This window comes from Kosakonia beeri, assembly GCF_054165705.1.
Genome location: NZ_CM135106.1, coordinates 3,036,959 through 3,052,679, shown reverse-complemented (window position 1 = coordinate 3,052,679; position 15,721 = coordinate 3,036,959). Strand labels below are relative to the sequence as shown.

At 52.3% G+C, this 15,721-nt stretch carries 16 protein-coding genes; 4 read left to right on the top strand and 12 right to left on the bottom strand.

The genetic code is table 11. The features are described from left to right. Nucleotides 1–232: 232 nt before the first annotated feature. From mdoG to ACUY4S_RS14525, 3 genes are all read left to right on the top strand, one after another. Nucleotides 233–1,768 carry a glucans biosynthesis protein MdoG gene (gene mdoG / locus ACUY4S_RS14535; RefSeq protein WP_312686779.1) on the top strand — a complete coding sequence of 512 codons (1,536 nt, stop codon included), beginning with the start codon at nucleotides 233–235 and terminating at the stop codon, nucleotides 1,766–1,768. After that, nucleotides 1,761–4,289, top strand: a complete 2,529-nt coding sequence (gene mdoH, locus ACUY4S_RS14530) for a glucans biosynthesis glucosyltransferase MdoH (protein ID WP_312685601.1) — start codon at nucleotides 1,761–1,763, stop codon at nucleotides 4,287–4,289. The genes mdoG and mdoH overlap by 8 nt, the downstream gene beginning before the upstream one ends. A 94-nt stretch (nucleotides 4,290–4,383) precedes the next feature. Then, nucleotides 4,384–4,587, top strand: a complete 204-nt coding sequence (locus tag ACUY4S_RS14525) for a YceK/YidQ family lipoprotein (protein WP_458024272.1) — start codon at nucleotides 4,384–4,386, stop codon at nucleotides 4,585–4,587. On the opposite strand, the gene ACUY4S_RS14520 is transcribed toward ACUY4S_RS14525, so the two are convergent. From ACUY4S_RS14520 to ACUY4S_RS14505, 4 genes are all read right to left on the bottom strand, one after another. Further along, nucleotides 4,588–4,962, bottom strand: coding sequence for a MysB family protein (locus ACUY4S_RS14520; protein WP_312686781.1), 375 nt, complete (start codon nucleotides 4,960–4,962; stop codon nucleotides 4,588–4,590). Between the two features lie 187 nt (nucleotides 4,963–5,149). Next, nucleotides 5,150–6,532, bottom strand: a complete 1,383-nt coding sequence (locus tag ACUY4S_RS14515; protein ID WP_312685603.1) for a glycoside hydrolase family 28 protein — start codon at nucleotides 6,530–6,532, stop codon at nucleotides 5,150–5,152. Between the two features lie 164 nt (nucleotides 6,533–6,696). Then, complete coding sequence (gene mdtG, locus ACUY4S_RS14510) at nucleotides 6,697–7,959, bottom strand: multidrug efflux MFS transporter MdtG (protein WP_458022337.1); 1,263 nt, start codon at nucleotides 7,957–7,959, stop codon at nucleotides 6,697–6,699. A gap of 150 nt (nucleotides 7,960–8,109) precedes the next feature. Continuing rightward, on the bottom strand, nucleotides 8,110–9,030 hold the full coding sequence (locus tag ACUY4S_RS14505) for a Kdo(2)-lipid IV(A) acyltransferase (protein WP_458022336.1): 921 nt from the start codon (nucleotides 9,028–9,030) through the stop codon (nucleotides 8,110–8,112). A gap of 211 nt (nucleotides 9,031–9,241) precedes the next feature. Here ACUY4S_RS14505 and trhO point away from each other — a divergent pair, with 211 nt between their 5' ends. Next, the gene (trhO, locus tag ACUY4S_RS14500; RefSeq protein ID WP_312685608.1) at nucleotides 9,242–10,291 is read left to right on the top strand and encodes an oxygen-dependent tRNA uridine(34) hydroxylase TrhO; all 1,050 of its coding nucleotides are present in this window, start codon (nucleotides 9,242–9,244) and stop codon (nucleotides 10,289–10,291) included. Between the two features lie 36 nt (nucleotides 10,292–10,327). On the opposite strand, the gene ACUY4S_RS14495 is transcribed toward trhO, so the two are convergent. From ACUY4S_RS14495 to ACUY4S_RS14460, 8 genes are all read right to left on the bottom strand, one after another. Then, complete coding sequence (locus ACUY4S_RS14495; RefSeq protein WP_458022335.1) at nucleotides 10,328–10,903, bottom strand: YceI family protein; 576 nt, start codon at nucleotides 10,901–10,903, stop codon at nucleotides 10,328–10,330. A 1-nt stretch (nucleotide 10,904) separates the two neighbouring features. After that, nucleotides 10,905–11,471 (bottom strand): cytochrome b, encoded by a 567-nt coding sequence (locus tag ACUY4S_RS14490; RefSeq protein WP_312685612.1) that lies wholly within the window; start codon nucleotides 11,469–11,471, stop codon nucleotides 10,905–10,907. 257 nt (nucleotides 11,472–11,728) lie between these two features. Beyond that, nucleotides 11,729–11,800, bottom strand: coding sequence for a hypothetical protein (locus tag ACUY4S_RS14485; RefSeq protein WP_458024271.1), 72 nt, complete (start codon nucleotides 11,798–11,800; stop codon nucleotides 11,729–11,731). Nucleotides 11,801–11,904: 104 nt separating this feature from the next. Then, nucleotides 11,905–13,020, bottom strand: coding sequence for an N-methyl-L-tryptophan oxidase (solA, locus tag ACUY4S_RS14480; RefSeq protein ID WP_458022333.1), 1,116 nt, complete (start codon nucleotides 13,018–13,020; stop codon nucleotides 11,905–11,907). A 118-nt stretch (nucleotides 13,021–13,138) separates the two neighbouring features. Then, nucleotides 13,139–13,393, bottom strand: a complete 255-nt coding sequence (gene bssS, locus ACUY4S_RS14475) for a biofilm formation regulator BssS (RefSeq protein WP_017456389.1) — start codon at nucleotides 13,391–13,393, stop codon at nucleotides 13,139–13,141. Between the two features lie 277 nt (nucleotides 13,394–13,670). Further along, entirely contained in the window at nucleotides 13,671–13,916 is a 246-nt protein-coding gene (gene dinI, locus ACUY4S_RS14470) for a DNA damage-inducible protein I (protein ID WP_312685617.1), read from the bottom strand. A gap of 74 nt (nucleotides 13,917–13,990) precedes the next feature. Beyond that, on the bottom strand, nucleotides 13,991–15,034 hold the full coding sequence (gene pyrC / locus ACUY4S_RS14465; RefSeq protein WP_458022332.1) for a dihydroorotase: 1,044 nt from the start codon (nucleotides 15,032–15,034) through the stop codon (nucleotides 13,991–13,993). 116 nt (nucleotides 15,035–15,150) lie between these two features. Beyond that, entirely contained in the window at nucleotides 15,151–15,711 is a 561-nt protein-coding gene (locus ACUY4S_RS14460) for a lipoprotein (RefSeq protein ID WP_312685620.1), read from the bottom strand. Between the last annotated feature and the right edge of the window lie 10 nt (nucleotides 15,712–15,721).

Here is a 15,721-nt window from a genome sequence, read left to right as displayed (position 1 = left end):
GACAAATAATGATTACATTCGAAAGTAACCCTACACTATGACTACGAAGCTGTCTCCAGGATAGCTCGCAAAACGATAAAGGATTAGTTTTATTTGCTTATTCGCTGCGCTCGCATACAGAACAATGCGGGGATTCAGTTGTCGGATTGCTTGAGTTTCCATTAAAATGGATCGGATCGATTTAAGCACACAAAGGGGGAAGTGCTTAGTTATTATGAAACCTAAATTACGAATGATGAAAATGCGTTGGGTAGGTGCAGCTGTACTGTTGTCACTTTATACGTCATCTGGCTGGGCTTTTTCTATTGATGATGTCGCAAAACAGGCACAATCTCTGGCCTCTAAAGGCTACGAAGCGCCCAAAAGCAACTTGCCCTCTGTGTTCCGTGAGATGAAATACGCGGACTATCAGCAGATCCAGTTTAACCATGACAAAGCCTACTGGAACGCGACCAACACCCCGTTTAAGCTTGAGTTTTATCATCAGGGTATGTACTTCGACACGCCGGTGACCATCAACGAAGTGACCAGCACCGCCGTGCGCCAAATCAAATACAGTCCGGACTATTTCAACTTCGGCAACGTTCAGCATGATAAAGACACCGTTAAAGATCTGGGTTTTGCCGGTTTTAAAGTGCTTTACCCGATCAACAGCAAAGACAAAAACGATGAAATTGTCAGCATGCTGGGTGCAAGCTACTTCCGCGTAATTGGCGCAGGACAGGTCTATGGCCTTTCCGCGCGCGGTCTGGCGATCGATACAGCACTGCCTTCCGGCGAGGAGTTCCCACGCTTTCGCGAGTTCTGGATCGAACGTCCTAAACCGACCGATAAACGCCTGACGATTTATGCGTTGCTGGATTCGCCGCGCGCCACAGGGGCGTATCGTTTCGTGATCATTCCTGGCCGTGACAGCGTGGTCGACGTTCAGTCTAAAGTCTACCTGCGTGATAAAGTCGGCAAACTGGGCGTAGCACCGCTGACCAGTATGTTCCTGTTCGGGCCGACGCAACCGTCATCGGCGACAAACTACCGTCCTGAGCTGCACGACTCTAACGGCTTGTCGATGCTGGCAGGCAATGGCGAGTGGATTTGGCGTCCGCTGAACAATCCGAAACATTTGGCTGTCAGCAGCTATGCCATGGAAAACCCGCAGGGTTTTGGCCTGTTGCAGCGTGGGCGTCAGTTCTCCCGTTTTGAAGATATTGATGACCGCTACGATCTGCGCCCGAGCGCGTGGGTCACGCCGAAAGGCGAGTGGGGCAAAGGCAAAGTTGAACTGGTTGAAATTCCAACCAACGATGAAACCAACGATAATATCGTCGCTTACTGGACCCCGGACCAACTGCCGGAACCCGGTAAAGAGATGAACTTCAAGTACACCATCACCTTTAGCCGTGACGAAGATAAACTGCATGCGCCAGATAACGCATGGGTTCTGCAGACGCGTCGCTCTACCGGCGATGTTAAGCAGTCGAATCTTATCCGTCAGCCAGACGGTACCCTTGCGTTCGTGGTGGATTTCACCGGCCAGGATATGAAAAAACTGCCGAAGGAAACCCCTGTCACAGCGCAAGCCAGCATTGGCGATAACGGTGAAATCGTAGAAAACACCGTTCGTTATAACCCGGTTACGCAAGGTTGGCGTTTGATGCTGCGCGTGAAAGTGAAAGATCCGAAGAAAACGACGGATATGCGCGCAGCGCTGGTCAATGCCGATCAGACCCTGAGTGAAACCTGGAGCTATCAGCTACCTGCCAATGAATAAGACAATCGAGTATATCGACGCGCTGCCGCTCACGGATGCGGAAAAGGCAGCGCTGCCGAAAGAGAGTATCCAGAGTGTGCATAAGGCGCTGGATACCGGGCACACGGACTGGAAACGTGAAGATGACACGCCGTTAGGATCTGTCGAGGCGCGTCTGCAAGGCAGCTGGCCGGATGCGCTGGCGGAAGGTCAGTTGTTAAAAGATGACGAAGGTCGTGCCCAGCTGCAGGCCATGCCGAAGGCGAAGCGCTCTTCTATGTTCCCGGATCCCTGGCGTACTAACCCTCTTGGGCGTTTTTGGGATCGTCTGCGTGGGCGCGAAGTGGCGCCGCGCTACCTTGCGCGTCTGACTAAAGAAGAGCAGGTTCAGGAGCAGAAGTGGCGTACCGTCGGCTCCATCCGTCGTTACATCTTGTTGCTGCTGACGCTGGCGCAGACCGTGGTCGCCACCTGGTATATGAAAACCATTCTGCCGTATCAGGGCTGGGCGTTAATCACGCCGACCGATATGGCGGGCCAGGATCTGTGGGTTTCGTTTATGCAGCTGCTGCCTTATGTGCTGCAAACCGGCATCCTGATCCTTTTTGCTGTTCTGTTCTGCTGGGTATCGGCAGGTTTCTGGACGGCGCTGATGGGCTTTCTGCAGCTGTTGATTGGTCGTGATAAATACAGTATCTCGGCCTCGACAGTTGGCGATGAACCGCTGAACCCGGAACACCGTACTGCGCTCATCATGCCAATTTGTAACGAAGACGTAGATCGCGTTTTTGCAGGCTTGCGCGCAACCTGGGAATCCGTAAAAGCCACCGGGCAGCAACAGCACTTCGACGTGTATATCCTGAGCGATAGCTACAACCCGGATATCTGCGTGGCTGAACAAAAAGCCTGGATGGAACTGATTGCGGAAGTGCAGGGGGAAGGGCAGATCTTCTATCGCCGCCGCCGCCGCCGCGTGAAACGTAAGAGCGGCAACATTGATGACTTCTGCCGCCGTTGGGGCAGCCAGTACAGTTATATGGTCGTGCTGGATGCGGACTCCGTCATGAGCGGCGAGTGTCTGACGGGCCTGGTGCGTCTGATGGAAGCGAACCCGAATGCCGGGATCATTCAGTCTTCGCCGAAAGCGTCTGGGATGGACACCCTCTATGCGCGTTGCCAGCAGTTCGCAACCCGCGTGTATGGACCGCTGTTCACTGCCGGCCTGCATTTTTGGCAGTTGGGGGAATCCCACTACTGGGGGCATAACGCTATCATCCGCGTGAAACCTTTCATTGAGCACTGCGCGCTTGCGCCGTTGCCGGGTGAGGGGTCGTTTGCCGGCTCTATTCTGTCGCATGACTTTGTGGAAGCTGCATTAATGCGCCGTGCTGGTTGGGGAGTGTGGATCGCCTATGATCTGCCAGGCTCGTATGAAGAGCTGCCGCCAAACCTGCTGGATGAACTGAAACGCGACCGCCGCTGGTGCCACGGTAACCTGATGAACTTCCGTCTGTTCCTGGTGAAAGGGATGCACCCGGTGCACCGGGCGGTGTTCCTCACCGGCGTGATGTCCTATTTGTCTGCGCCGCTGTGGTTTATGTTCCTCGCGCTGTCAACGGCCTTGCAGGTAGTACATGCACTGACGGAACCGCAGTACTTTCTGCAACCGCGTCAGTTGTTCCCGGTGTGGCCACAGTGGCGTCCGGAGCTGGCGATAGCGCTTTTCGCATCGACTATGGTCCTGCTGTTTCTGCCGAAGTTGCTGAGTATTATTCTGGTCTGGTGCAAAGGGCCGAAAGAGTACGGCGGCTTCTTCCGGGTGACTCTCTCGCTGTTGCTTGAAGTTCTGTTCTCGGTACTGCTGGCACCGGTGCGTATGCTATTCCACACGGTGTTTGTGGTCAGTGCATTCCTTGGCTGGGAAGTGGTCTGGAACTCGCCGCAACGTGATGATGACTCCACACCGTGGGGCGAAGCGTTTATGCGCCACGGTTCGCAGTTATTGCTCGGGTTGGTGTGGGCAGTAGGGATGGCCTGGCTGGATTTGCGTTTCCTGTTCTGGCTTGCGCCGATTGTCTTCTCGCTGATCCTGTCGCCGTTTGTATCAGTGATTTCCAGCCGTGCGACGACCGGTTTGCGCACCAAGCGGATGAAACTGTTCCTGATCCCGGAAGAGTATTCACCGCCGGAAGTGCTGGTGGCGACGGACAAATATCTGGAGCTGAACCGCTCTCGCTCGCTGGAGGACGGCTTCATGCATGCAGTGTTTAACCCGTCCTTTAACGCGCTGGCGACGGCAATGGCCACCGCGCGTCACCGTGCGAGCCATGTCCTGGAAATTGCCCGCGATCGTCACGTTGAGCAGGCGCTGAATGAAACGCCAGAAAAGCTGAATCGCGATCGTCGTCTGGTCCTGCTCAGCGATCCGGTCACGCTTTCACGCCTGCATTACCGTGTGTGGTCGGCCCCGGAGCGATATCTCTCCTGGGTGAGCTACTACGAAACGCTGAAGCTTAATCCGCTGGCGTTAAAGGCGAAGTAAGCCGACATTAAGGAAAATACCGGCCACAGGCCGGTATTTTTTTACCCATGCAACATAGCTGAGGTGGCAGGTGAGGATTGTTTTGATTGTTATAATGGCGTGCGTATTGAGCGGTTGCGGGAGCATTATCAGCCGCACCATACCCGGGCAGGGCCATGGAAATCAGTACTACCCGGGTGTGCAATGGGATGTTCGTGACTCAGCCTGGCGCTATATTACTGTACTGGATCTGCCGTTTTCGCTGGTTTTCGACACCCTCTTGCTGCCGATAGATGCCCATCATGGCCCGTATGAGTAATCAGCGCTCATCCCACTCGTCAGCGGCGGTTTGCCCCTCTTCGGTATCGAGTGGGGGCTCCAGCTGGAATTCCCCTTCGTCCCATTCATGCAACGTATTTTCTTCCTGCCACTCCTGGGTGATTTCGATTTCATCATAATCACCATCAAACACACTCTGCGCCGCTTCGCCACTGAGCATGGGCAAACACTCTCCCGGTTCTTCCTCGTTGGCAAAAAATTCTGCCTGCCATGCAATATCGCCATCCTGCAGAATGTACTTTTGCACATTAAACTGCTGCACATTCACGTCTTCTTCATCCAGTTCAGGATTAGTTGCGAGAAACTCCTCACGGGCAGCGTCAATCGCTTCAGACAATGTCGAATAAAAATTCAGGTTAGGTTCGGCCATATCAGACTCCTTTGCATGGAAGAAAAAAGACATGCAGAAATCTATAGACGCTGACACTGACAGCGTCAAATCGCTAACAATGTTATCTGTGATTTCAGGAGAATAGTGACGATGAGAAGAGTCGGTGGCTGAAGGTTGGCGTACTGCCAAACGCACAGTACGCCCCCACTATTTAGTGGCTGATTTTCGCCCCGGCCTCTTGCAGAATGGCCGGCCCTTCTGCGACCTCAATTTTTAGCCCGGTCGTTGCCAGTTCCGCATTGCGTACGCGGATACCGCGTTCCGCCGCGATATTAACATTGCTGAAATGGAAACCGCTTAGCGGCGCTTCCGGCGTGCCAATGATAAACGCTGCGGCTTTGCTCTTACCGGTTGAGGTCAGGTTCTCAACAGTAATATTGCTAAAGTGTGGGGTAGTGTGTTTATCGAAAGGCTGCTTTGCATCACTGTCTGGCGGATAAATCTGCTCACCAAGCGTAAAACCTCCGGCTTTGAGCATTTTATCCACTTCGTCCTGCACAATAGGCGCCGCTTTGTAATAGGCCGAAAACACCAGGGGTACTTCAACGTCATGCAGAGTGGTATTGCGGTAGGTCACATTCTTTACCTCACCGCCTTTTCCGCGAGGGCTTTTAATCCGGATACCGTACATCGAACCCTCAAACGTATTGTTTTCTACCAGCACATTATTAACGCCACCGGCACTTTCACTACCGATGGAGATACCGCGCCCCTGTTTGAGGGTATTGTTGGCAATATAGATGTTATCGACAACGCCGTCCGGGAAGCGACTGTCCGGTTTCTCGGCCTTAATGGCGATATGGTCGTCATTACAGTCGATATAGTTATTGGTAATACGAATGTTCTGGCTATCAATCGGATCGATGGCGTCAGTATTCGGCGCATGCCAGGGCGATAAAATGCGCGTGTTGTTGATATCGATATCGTGGGAGTAGCGCATCACAATATGAAAACTGGGGGAGTGCGTCAGTGTGATCCCGTCAACCAGTACATTGCTGGACTGGCGAATATAGACCAGGCGCGGCCTGTCGGTGCCGCCTTTTTTACCCGTCGCGCGAATGTTTTCGCGCCAGCGCTCCCACCAGACCGCCCCCTGGCCGTCGATGGTCCCTTCACCCGTAATGGCAACATTATGGGCATTCGCGATGCTAATAAACGGCAGCCAGCCATTCTCCGCTTCAGCGTACTTCGTCTGCTCACTGGCGCGATAGGCGTCAATCTCGGTGGAGGCTACAAGCGTGGCATCTTTTTCCAGCTTTAACTGCACGTTGCTTTTCAGAAATAGCGGATTTGTCAGGTAATTACCCCGGGGAACCCGGACTGTGCCACCGCCGGCCTGGGCGCAATCATCAATGGCCCGCTGAATTGCAGACGTATTAAGATCGATTTGCAAACGGTGACCTTCCGCGCCGTATTGTGTGATATCACAAATTTTTTCCGGGAAGGCAACGTTGCTGGCGGCGAAACTCGTGCTGAGGGGAGAGAGGGTCACCACGCTGGTCGCGAGGCATGAGAGCAGGATCCGTTGTCGCATAGAAACTCCGTATTGAAATGGTGTTTCTAAAAAATAACACTGTTAGTTCTTTTCTGTGCGGTTGACTTCACGCTTTGCAGATTATGGTTCATTTGCCTGAAAGGTTGGCATTTTTTTGTGCAACAGAACGGGTGTGTTTCGGGCGCATGTCCATTGCCATATTCTTACTCATCTGCCTGGACGGGCGCGCGCGGGGATCTTTTCTCGTTCTGACTCACCACGCGGCGTGCCGGACGTTGCAAACTAAACCATGAGTAGACAGCATTAAACAGCACCACGGCTGCGGTGACGCAGAACACCGCGCGGAAACTGTAGCTGGCAGAAACCGCTGCACCAATCAGCGGCCCGGTCACGTTGCCGATATCGCGGAAAGACTGGTTATAGCTGAAAATGCGCCCGGCTATCTGATTGGTGGAGTTGTACACCAGCAGCGTCTGCACCGCAGGCAGTAAAGCGCCGTCCGCAGCGCCGAGCAGAAAACGCAGGATGCCGAGCTGCAACGGCGTTTGCACCAGCGACATGGGGATCAGCAACAGGACGGAAATGACCAGCGCCGCGATCAGGATCTTCTCGGGACCAATCCTGTCGCCCAGTTTACCCAGCCGCGGCGCGCTGAGCAGCGCCGCAACCCCAGGTACAGAAGCAATCATGCCGCTAATAAATGCAATATTACTGACGTTGCCTGCCAGTTCACGTACATACAGCGTCAGGATCGGTGCAATCGAACCGGTGGCAACCTGAATAATCATGGTCGTAACAAACAGACTGAGCACCAGTTTCGGGCTTTTTAGCGAGGCGAAGACCTCTTTGGCATGCAGCATCTCGCGTTTCGGCACCGGGACGAAGTTTTCCCGGATGGCGAACAGGGTTAACAGGAAACAGATAAACAGTACCGTGGCAGTAATAAAGAAGACCATGCGTAGGCCCCAGGCATCTGCCAGCAGACCGCCAGCCAGCGGGCCAAGAAGCGCACCCGCCACGCCGCCGGTAGAGAGTGTCCCTAACGCCCAGCCGCTTTTGTTGCGCGGCATTTGCGTTGCGATCAGCGCGTTAGCATTGGGAATAAAGCCGCCTAACATGCCCAGCAATGCACGAAGAATCAGGAGTTGCCAGACGTTTTGCGCGACGCCCATCAACGCCATAGCGATGGCCATCCCGAGAGCAGAGCGGAGCAACATGATTTTCCGGCCTTTACGGTCGGCAAGCCCACCCCAGAAGGGTGAAGCGAAGGCGGAAAAGAGGAATGTGATGCTGAATACCAGCCCGGACCATATATTAAGCGCGCCGTGCCCGGTAACCCCCAGCTGTTCAACATACAGCGGCAAAAACGGCATCACGAGGCTGAAGGCCGCCCCCGTAAGGAAGCACCCAAGCCAGGCAACCGTAAGATTGCGTTTCCAGTTTATCGGGACATCAGAGGATGGCATAACTTTCCGTAACAGCGCACGTGCGACGCAGAGAGTGATTAGACTATTCGTAAGCCTGCTAATTATGCGCCCGGGTTACAGATGCTGCAATCGATCGCGGACCTTATGTGTGACAAAAAGAAAACAACCCGCAATGCGGGTTGTCAGGGGTCAGTAGAGGGATGGCTCGCCTTCCGGGCGCGTTTTAAAGCGCCGGTGCAGCCACATATACTGCTCTGGTGCCATCATAATGCAGCGCTCGACAACGCGATTCATCCACGCCGCAGTGGTTTCCGCATCATCCAGTGGCGGAGAACATTCAGCTTCCAGCATGATCAGTTCATATCCTTTTCCACCCGGTTTACGGCGCGGAACAAAAGGAACAATGCAGGCTTGCGACATACGGGCCAGCATCCATGTACCGGAAGTGGAAGCTGCCTGCTTAACGGCAAAAAAAGGCGCAAACACACTGGCACGCGGGCCGTAATCATGGTCTGGCGCATACCAGACGACTTCGCCACCCTTCAATGCACGGATCATCCCTTTCAGGTCTTTACGATCGATCATGCTTTTGTTGGAGCGCATACGCCCGCGAGTTTGCAGCCAGTCAATAAGTGGATTGTCATTTGGCCGATATACTCCAATGCCTGGCTCATTCAGGCCAAACATGCGGGCACCGATTTCCAGCGTCAAAAAGTGCACGCCAATCAATAAAATGCCGCGGCCCTGCGCCTGTACATTACGCACATGCTCGAAGCCGGAAACCTCCATCCACTTATTCATGCGGCGATCGGACCAAAACCAGGCGATGCCCGTCTCCATCACGCCCATACCAACGGACTCGAAATTATCCGCCACCATCTTCTCGCGTTCTGTGTCGTTCATCTGCGGGAAGCAGAGTTCCAGATTGCGCCGTGCGATCTCTACGCGGCGCTTCATCACCAGTTTAGCCAGACGGCCCAGACCGCAACCAAGGCGATAAATCACCGGATAGGGAAGCTGAACGACCAGCCACAGCACACCGATCCCCAGCCAGGTGAGCCAGTGGCGCGGATGCACGAGTGCTGCGGAAAACTTGGGTAAATGCGTCATAGTTGTCCTTTTTTAAGCAACAATTACCTGTATTATCTCATTTTTTTGAAATTAACCAAAATCAGAGCGCACATTACGCCTGTTTTGCGGGTAACTGTTGAAATGACGTGATAAGAATGAGGGAAAATGTAGCGCAAAATGTAAGGATGTAAATTATCCGTATTTGCTTTATGATGCCGCCGTTTTTCTACTCTTGCAGGATACGTACACCATGCCAGTGTTACACAACCGCATCTCTAATGATGAATTAAAAGCCCGCATGCTTGCGGAGACTGAGCCGCGCATCACCGTCTCGTTTTATAAGTATTTCTCCATTGTTAACCCGCAAACCACCCGCGATGCACTGTATCAGGCATTTAACCGGCTGAGTGTGTTTGGCCGCGTCTACCTGGCGCACGAAGGGATTAATGCGCAAATCAGCGTGCCGGAGAGTCGTTTTGCCGCGTTCCGCGATTTTTTGTATGGCTTCGACCCGGCACTGGACGGCTTACGCCTGAACATCGCCATTGATGACGACGGTAAATCATTCTGGGTATTGCGCATGAAAGTGCGCGATAGGATCGTAGCGGACGGTATCGAAGACGCGAGTTTCGATGCCAGCGATGTCGGTGACTATCTGAAAGCAGCGGAAGTGAATGCGATGCTGGACGATCCCGAAGCGATTTTTATCGATATGCGTAACCACTACGAATACGAAGTGGGGCATTTTGATGGTGCGCTGGAGATCCCCGCCGATACTTTCCGCGAGCAACTGCCGAAAGCGGTAGAGATGATGCAGGAGCATAAAGATAAGAAGATTGTGATGTACTGTACTGGCGGCATCCGCTGTGAAAAAGCCAGCGCCTGGATGAAGCACAACGGTTTCAATAAAGTGTGGCACATTGAAGGCGGGATCATTGAATACGCACGCCGTGCCCGTGAACAAGGGTTGCCGGTACGCTTTATTGGTAAAAACTTTGTCTTTGACGAGCGGATGGGTGAGCGTATTTCACAGGATGTGATCGCACATTGCCACCAGTGTGGCACCCCCTGTGATTCCCATACCAATTGTCTGAATGATGGCTGCCATCTGCTGTTTATTCAGTGTCCGGCGTGTGCCGAGAAGTTTCACGGTTGCTGCAGTGAGCTGTGCAAAGAAGAGCGCGAATTGCCGGAAGAAGAGCAGCGTAAACGCCGTGCCGGGCGTGAGAATGGCAATAAAATTTTTAACAAATCCCGTGGCCGCCTGAACACAAAATTGGGCATACCCGACCCGGAATAAGTCAAACAGGAGAGGGCAAACCCTCTCCTGGTGCTATTATTTCTGACGTACACCTTCCACCGAAATAATTAATTCAACATCCTGCGATGCCGGTCCAAGATCGGTCGTGATGTTAAAGTCTTTAAGTTTGATTTTCCCCGCCGCTTCAAAACCAGCGCGCACACCGCCCCATGGATCGTTGCCCTGACCAATCAGTTTTGCATTAAGCGTAACCGGTTTAGTGACGCCATTCAGTGTCAGGTTGCCGGTAATATCCAGCCCATCACCGTTCTTTTTCACCTCGCTGGACGTGAATGTGGCTTGCGGGAATTTTGCCACATTGAGGAATTCCGCACTGCGCAAATGCTTGTCACGCTCAGCGTGATTGGTATCGACGCTGTTGGTATTGATGGCCACATTCACTTTATCCGCCGTCGGGTTGGCTTCATCGAAGCTAAACGTGCCATCAAAATCTTTAAACGTACCGTACAGCCAGCTGTAGCCCAGATGCTGGATGCGGAAATTCACGAAGGCGTGCTGCCCTTCCTTATCAATTTTATAATCTGCTGCCACGGCAGAACCGGTGGCAAAAAACAGCGATGCGAGAGCGAGTCCCGGCAGGATCTTCTTCATATTATGCTCCAGAGTCAGGCGACGATTTTCCCAGCATGCGCTTGAGAGTGGCGTCTTTATCGATGAAATGGTGTTTAAAAGCGGCAAGGCCATGCAGCACAGAGAGCACAACGACACTCCAGGCCAGCCACAGGTGAACAGTACCGGCCAGATCGGCCTGTGAGCCGGCATCGGCAAAAGTTGCCGGTACCTCAAACAGACCAAACACGCTGATAGGCTTACCGTCGGCTGTCGAGATGAGATAGCCGCTGAAAATGATGCCGAGCAGCAACAGATAGAGCGCAATATGCGCCATCACTGCGCCCATGCGCGTCAGGCGTGAATAGGTCGAGAGCGGCGGTGGTGGCGGAGAAAGAAAACGCCACAGGATGCGGATAACCAGGCCCAGCATTAGCAGAACGCCAATGCTTTTATGTAACTCCGGCGCCTGGTGATACCAGCCGTCGTAATAGCTTAATGTCACCATCCATAAACCCAGAGCAAACATGCCGTAAACAACCACAGCAACCAGCCAGTGGAGGGCAACAGAAATAGCACCATAGCGAAATGGGGTATTACGCAATTGCATAGTGGTTAACCGAAGTTAATAGCGAGTTAATTTAAAATGGCGTGAGATAAATAAGATTGCAACTCAAAATTAGCAAATTAGAATGCTATTTTTTCTATATCATAATTTTTGAATGATAAGAACATTCTATGTTCAGGTTATTAGAGGGGTGATAGCGAAAAATCCAAATGAAATAAGGATTTTCTTAATTTTAAGAGGTTCAAATATACTGTCCTGAAACTGACTCTGTTGAAGGCGATGTCAAGTTTTGTCAATTTTTACTGCAATGAGATGACAATGTAGATAATATCGATGGCTGCAATCAATAACCACAATACAATATATGCCATTAAATGTTCACGGACGTTATTAACTACGTGATGAAAAAGACGGCGCATACGCGCTCCGTAATTGCAAAATAAAGCGGCCTTATAATAAGGCCGCGAAAAGAAAATCACGCAAAACGTGAAAGCGAAAAAGGCGTTAAATCAAATGCGGTTTTTTCACCTTGCGCAAAGGCAACGGCAATTTCGCCCAGCACAGGAGCAAATTTAAATCCGTGGCCACTAAGGCCTGTGATGATCAGGGTGTCCGGGTGTTCCGCAAGCGTATCAATAATGAAGTCTTCATCCGGCGAATTATCATAGGTGCAGGCTGCGCCGTACAGACAGCCGCCGATCCCAGGCAGAAACTGGCGCAGAAATGGGAAACACTCAGAACCATCGCTGGCGACTTCACCAAATGGTGTGCGCTGTTCGGCGCTGTCGATTGGCTGACCGCCATTATGGCGACCTATTTTCAGCTCATTCTCTTCGGCCGGGAAACCATAATATTGCGAGCCATCCGGCATTTCACCGGTAAACGCCGGAAAACGATTTTTAGTGCTATAGCGCCCGTCGGCCTGGAACCAGGCAAAGACTTTACGGACTGGCTGTACTGGCAGCGCCGGAACCAGTTGTTTAACCCATGTCCCGGCGCTGACCAGCACTTTCTTGCCGGTGAAGGTGCCTTCAGGCGTGTCGATACTGATCCCGCCCTCGTGATGGTGTAGTGCATTTACGGGGCAGTTGAATAATTGGGCACAGCCCGCTTGTTCCGCAAGGCGGATCCAGGTTTTGACGGCCAGTTCGCTGCGCAGGACGCCTGAGTCAGCTTCAAACAGGCCTATGTAATCCTCGGGCACCCGGATCTCGGGCCAGCGCGCCATTAGCGACGGCGCATCGAGCTTTTCTACCGCCAGTTGCCATTGTGCGGCGCTCTGTGCAACGTTAGTGAGGAACGCGGAATTAGCCGGGCCAAGATTGACAACACCGGTACGTTCAAATACCGCTTCACCACTCTCAACCGCCAGTTGCTCCCACAGTTGCTGTGCGCGCAGTACTAACGGAACATATTTTTCGCCTTCGCCGTAAGCGTGGCGAATTAAGCGTGTATCACCATGGTGACTGCCTTCTTTATGGGGCGGTAAATGCGCATCGGTCATCAGCACGTTTAACCCGGCGCGAGTGGCGTAATAACCGGCGGCAGCGCCGACGGAGCCGCTGCCGATAATAATCAGATCGTAGTTCATGTTGTTCTCCAGGCGAATGCTTTTTTCAGGAGGGTAAATAACCTGGGGGTGTTATACAAGGGCAGAAATAGAGAAGGCACCGCGAGGGTGCCTTTTGAGTGCATGAAAGCATTAATTTCTAATGCCTGCGGTACTCGTCTTCCTGGTAATCGCCTGATTCTATCTTGGCAATGCCCGCTTCGAGAATCGATATAAACTGACGGGCGACATCAGTGGTTAACCATAACGTCTGGCCAACTTCAGTCTCTTCCTGAGCGGCTCTGTTTGGGGTCTGGTAGTGCAACCGGAGCATCAGTGCATCATAGCTATCAACGGTGCTGATGTCCCATCCGACCAGCGGATGGGTCTGGATGACTTCATTATTCTTTACCATCATAACCCCCATTTTGGCGTGTTTAATTAGACAACGACTTTCGAGGTTCAATGCGTGTTTTTTTTGAAGCCTTTTCAGTATACCAACAACTTTCCCTTCAGAGCGAACAAATAAACACTCTGCAACATATTTTTTGCACTCCTTTCACTTTTTTGAAGGAGAAAGCGCAATCTTGAGCATGAATTTTATGACAAACGGAAAATAAACGTAACGTGCTTAAAAAAGAAACAAAAAAAGCCGGGGCGACCCGGCAAAAAAAGCCCATCACAGGGAAAAATTAATCGGTGATAAACCAGTCGTCAGCGCTTTCCCAGGTTTCCTGCAAAATTTCGCTTATGCGATCTTTATCTTCTTTTGCGCCGCCGAGCACCGACAGATTATTTGCTGCGGCATAGCGAACCGTAATGCGATTTTCACGATCGGGATAGGAGTTGTTCAGTCGACGGGATAATTCGCCCGCCAGTGCATCAATAGCGCCCGGCGGTAAGGGTGTTGTTTTGGCGATAGTCACTTCAATGCGCATAATAGCCCCCTGTGTAATTTACTGTATATATATACAGTTTATATCAGGCCTTTACAACAGGGGATGTAATTATTTTAACGCTTAACGCGCCAGCGTACCGTTTCACCCGCGAGGAATGGCACCAGTGCATCGTCCTGCAGAGGAAGGGTCTGCGGCACGAGCTGTTCTTCGCGCACCAGTTCAATAAAGCTTTCATTGACTGGCAAACCGTAGAAACGCGGGCCATTCAGCGAGGTAAACGCTTCGAAATGCTGGAGCGCCTCCATCTCCTCAAACACCGTCGCGTAACTGCCCAGGGCCGTTGGCGCGTTGAAACAGCCCGCGCAACCGCAACTGGCTTCTTTACGATGCCGGGCATGTGGAGCGGAGTCGGTGCCAAGAAATGCGCGCTCAAAGCCACTGGCTACCAGTTCGCGCAAGGCCTGCTGGTGGATATTACGTTTGAGGATCGGAAGGCAATAGAGGTGAGGGCGCACACCGCCAACCAGCATATGATTGCGGTTAAACATCAAATGCTGCGGTGTAATTGTGGCCGCCAGAAACTCATTACCGTCACGTACATAGTCGGCGGCATCCTTGGTAGTGATATGCTCAAACACCACTTTCAGCCCCGGTAAGCGCTGGCGCAGCGGCTCCATAACCGTTTCAATGAACCGTGCTTCACGATCAAAGATATCTATGTCGGCATGGGTCACTTCACCGTGTACAAGCAGCGGCATGCCTAATTTCTCCATGCGCTCCAGTACCGGCATAATCGCATCGATGCTGGTTACACCGTGGCTGGAGTTGGTGGTGGCATTCGCCGGATAGAGTTTTGCTGCAGTGAAGACGTTTTCCTTAAAACCCCGCTCCACTTCGTCTGCGTCCAGCGTGTCGGTTAAATAACAGGTCATCAGCGGGGTGAAATCATGCCCGGCGGGAACGGCGTCGAGAATACGCTGGCGATAGGCACGTGCAGCGTCGACAGTAGTGACAGGCGGAACCAGGTTAGGCATAACAATCGCACGAGCGTAAGTCTCGCTGGTCCACGGCACGACAGTTTTCAGCATATCACCATCGCGTAAGTGGACATGCCAGTCGTCAGGGCGGCGGATTTTCAAAACCTGGGATTGTGTCATTGGAGTGCTCCGGCTGGTGAGGATCAGTTGTTTTTTGCCGGACACAAAGGATATGCGGAAACGTTTTCGTTTGCACTCTTTTCCTAAAAAAAAGGGCGCATTTGCGCCCCGGTGACTCAGTCGGTAAAGGGAATGACGATCTCGCCCGGTTTCACCTCAATACCTTTGGCGAATTTTTTCGCCAGCGCCTCGCCTTTGCTGCTGTCATCTTTCAGCACATAAGCCGGTCGCTGATTGAAATAGCTGCGCAGCGACTGGTTAAGATAAGGCATAAGCGTCTGCAAGACGGTTTGCATCTTCTCCGGCGTTACCGTGGCATCGACAACTTCCATCTCCTGGAGATAGATCGCGCCTTTCTCTTTATCGAACACTGGCAGGGCTTTCATTTTAAGCTTAATGTTCGCTTTCTGGTTGCCAAAGAGCGAGGTCATATCCAGGTTGGCATCGCCCGTTAGCGTGACTTTGTTGGGTTCTTCACGACCAATGGCACTGGAAAGATTGCTCAGCACAATGTGCGCATCGGCAAGCCCGGGTACACCGATATCTTTGGCAAAATTATTGCGTTTTTGCAGCGCCTGGTTAATTTCCTGCTCGCTGATGGAATATTGGGTGAGTTGGTTACACCCGACCAGCACGCCACTTAACAGTAAGGCCGCGGCAAAAAAGAGTCTCTTCATGTGTTCCTCA

What these genes read in the sequence shown, in the direction of transcription:
- mdoG (WP_312686779.1), top strand. Translation starts at nt 233, where the DNA reads ATGATGAAAATGCGTTGGGTAGGTGCAGCTGTACTGTTGTCACTTTAT.
- mdoH (WP_312685601.1), top strand. Translation starts at nt 1,761, where the DNA reads ATGAATAAGACAATCGAGTATATCGACGCGCTGCCGCTCACGGATGCG.
- ACUY4S_RS14525 (WP_458024272.1), top strand. Translation starts at nt 4,384, where the DNA reads ATGGCGTGCGTATTGAGCGGTTGCGGGAGCATTATCAGCCGCACCATA.
- ACUY4S_RS14515 (WP_312685603.1), bottom strand. Translation starts at nt 6,532, where the DNA reads ATGCGACAACGGATCCTGCTCTCATGCCTCGCGACCAGCGTGGTGACC.
- mdtG (WP_458022337.1), bottom strand. Translation starts at nt 7,959, where the DNA reads ATGCCATCCTCTGATGTCCCGATAAACTGGAAACGCAATCTTACGGTT.
- ACUY4S_RS14505 (WP_458022336.1), bottom strand. Translation starts at nt 9,030, where the DNA reads ATGACGCATTTACCCAAGTTTTCCGCAGCACTCGTGCATCCGCGCCAC.
- trhO (WP_312685608.1), top strand. Translation starts at nt 9,242, where the DNA reads ATGCCAGTGTTACACAACCGCATCTCTAATGATGAATTAAAAGCCCGC.
- ACUY4S_RS14495 (WP_458022335.1), bottom strand. Translation starts at nt 10,903, where the DNA reads ATGAAGAAGATCCTGCCGGGACTCGCTCTCGCATCGCTGTTTTTTGCC.
- ACUY4S_RS14490 (WP_312685612.1), bottom strand. Translation starts at nt 11,471, where the DNA reads ATGCAATTGCGTAATACCCCATTTCGCTATGGTGCTATTTCTGTTGCC.
- solA (WP_458022333.1), bottom strand. Translation starts at nt 13,020, where the DNA reads ATGAACTACGATCTGATTATTATCGGCAGCGGCTCCGTCGGCGCTGCC.
- bssS (WP_017456389.1), bottom strand. Translation starts at nt 13,393, where the DNA reads ATGGTAAAGAATAATGAAGTCATCCAGACCCATCCGCTGGTCGGATGG.
- dinI (WP_312685617.1), bottom strand. Translation starts at nt 13,916, where the DNA reads ATGCGCATTGAAGTGACTATCGCCAAAACAACACCCTTACCGCCGGGC.
- pyrC (WP_458022332.1), bottom strand. Translation starts at nt 15,034, where the DNA reads ATGACACAATCCCAGGTTTTGAAAATCCGCCGCCCTGACGACTGGCAT.
- ACUY4S_RS14460 (WP_312685620.1), bottom strand. Translation starts at nt 15,711, where the DNA reads ATGAAGAGACTCTTTTTTGCCGCGGCCTTACTGTTAAGTGGCGTGCTG.